1 protein-coding gene is annotated in these 2266 nt (G+C 61.7%); it reads right to left on the bottom strand.

Annotated elements, in window-relative coordinates; all coding sequences use genetic code 11:
• Positions 1-357: 357 nt before the first annotated feature.
• Positions 358-1911, bottom strand: a complete 1554-nt coding sequence (locus BLR85_RS28165) for a phytoene desaturase family protein (RefSeq protein WP_093165192.1) — start codon at positions 1909-1911, stop codon at positions 358-360.
• Positions 1912-2266: the final 355 nt, after the last annotated feature.

Raw genomic sequence — 2266 nt, 5'->3', positions numbered from 1 at the left:
TGGATGGCTCCTTTCCTCGCAGTCGATGACAACTGCACTTTGGCACGTTCGATGCCGGTGGAGCAGGAGCCATCCACCTCATCCGCAATGCGCAGTTCGCTGCCGTCGGCCTCGTCGAAGGCGCACCGGCGCTACCGCTGATGCCCGAAGGGCAAGTTTGCCGACCGAGCGGTCATTCTCGGCAGTGCAGAAATCCCCATCGCGGTCGTCTGGTATCCAGCATGGCAATCAAGGAGCGGACGTTCGCCGCGCCACACATCAAGGGCGACTCAGCGGACGGAGCGGGCATTTGGGTTTGTTGCTTGAAGGTCAACTGTTGCGAGGGTTGGATAGCAGGAACTTGTGCCCAAATGCCTTCTAGCCGGGAAGTTGCCGAAACAAGCTCGGATCGACGGTAGCAGCGGCCAGCACGCCGCCCCAAAGCGCCCCGGGAATACCGGGAGTAAGGACATCCTGACCGGCAAGGAACAGTCCTGGGACCGGCGTCCGGGTTTGCAGCGCTTCGCTCATCAATCGTTCAGGGGTCGTGTCGATCCCGTAAAATGCGCCCTTGTGATGCCCGGTGATCGCGTGGGTCGTAAGCGGCGTAGACAGATTGCGGAACACGACGAGCTTGGCCAATTCCGGGAAGCAGGCTTCAAACTGCGCAAACATCACCTCTTCGACCCGGGCCTTGAACGACCGGTAGTCATCGCCGCGTGCGCCCGGCTCCCTATCGGCCCATATCTCCACCACCGACCAGTCGGCCCAGGCGACGATTTCGCCTGCGTATTTCTGCGACGGTCCGGGGTCATGACCGGGGTCCTTCAGCGAGGCGAAGGACACGAACATGCCAGGTGGTGGAGTGTCGGGTGCGTCGGTCCAGACGACATCGACCTTTCCGCCCGGGTAGATCCAGTGGTTCGACCGAGTCGCCCCGGCGCGCTCGATATCGCCCTCGAAGCCCACGAACAGGCTGAAATGAGCAACCGAGTGCGGCAGGGCGTTGATCTCGTCGATCCAGTCCTGATGCCCGCAACCCTGTGGCAGAAGATGGTTCACAGTCTCGCGTGCGCCGATATCCGAGATCACCGTATCCGCGCGTATGTCTTCCCCCTGCGCCGTCCGCACGCCGACGACACGGCCGTCCTCGATCATAAGCGTCACTACCTTGGTGTCCGCCCGCGCTTCGCCCCCCGCCTTCCAGATCGTCGGCAGGATATGATCGGCAAAGGCTGCGCCCCCGCCCTTAGGATACCAGGCGCCGCTTTGCAGGTAGCCCCCGGTAATGAGCGCATGCATCGCGAAGCTTGCCTTGCTGGGCCTGCCGCCATGGTCGAACCATTGCGCGGCGAAGGCCGCCGCAAGATCGGGATTGTCGGTGATCTCATCAATCACCTCCTGTGTCGTCCGCTTGCACCAGCGGTCGATGGCGTGGCCGTGCCACCATTTCAGCGCTGCGCCCATGATCTCGGGCATTGCGCGGGTCATGGTGAGCTTGTGGACCGCGTCCCGGCCCTCCTTCAGCGCGGCGATCCATTCGTCGATGGCCTCCGCTTCTTCCGGGAACCTGTCCTTGAGATCGCGCGCCTGCGCCTCGTATGGGCGGGACAGGGCCAGCGGCGGGGTGTCACCGATATGGAGATTGTCAAATATCGCGCCCATCGAGGCCAGTTCGATCGGCGTGTCCGACAGCCAGTCCAGTATGCGGCGCTCGCGGTCTTCTGGGGCAACATGATTGAGGTAGTGGATGCCCGCATCCCACTGGAAACCCTCGATCGTGAAGCTGTGGCTCAGGCCGCCGAGCGTCTGGTATTGCTCCAGCAGAAGCACCCTGTACTCGTTCTTCGACAGCGCGGCCGCTGCGGCCATGCCCCCGATGCCGGAGCCGATGACGATGGCATCCCAGCCGTTCCTGTCAGCGTCAGTCATGTCGGATTTCCTTCGCATCGCGTGTGGTCAGAGAAATGCTGTCTTGGTGTGGTGTGGATAACACGTGGCCGCGAAAGGGGCTTTGATCGCGATCAGTTCTGCGAGGTCGGGATCAGCGTTCTTTCCCTCAACCACTCTACCAGAAGCGCGCTCGACGGATCTGAGCGGATCTGTGTCTTCGTCAATCGGAACAAGACATTCGAGCATGCTGCAGCATTGGTAAAAGTGGGCTCGTTACTGCCGTTCTCTGCGTTAACCACAAACGGCGTGTGTGGATGGCTCCTGCATTGCAAGAGATTTCTGTGGTCGCGATGGTCTGTCAGTACAGTCGTGTGTCCGGCCTGTTAGTGTGGCG

Source organism: Aliiruegeria lutimaris (assembly GCF_900099935.1).
GTDB classification, from domain to species: domain Bacteria; phylum Pseudomonadota; class Alphaproteobacteria; order Rhodobacterales; family Rhodobacteraceae; genus Tropicimonas; species Tropicimonas lutimaris.
Note: the sequence above shows the minus strand (reverse complement) of the source record. Positions and strands in the feature narration are given on the sequence as shown.

Bases quoted from the DNA above. Each gene is read 5' to 3' on its own strand.
- BLR85_RS28165 (WP_093165192.1), bottom strand. From the start codon at position 1,911: ATGACTGACGCTGACAGGAACGGCTGGGATGCCATCGTCATCGGCTCC.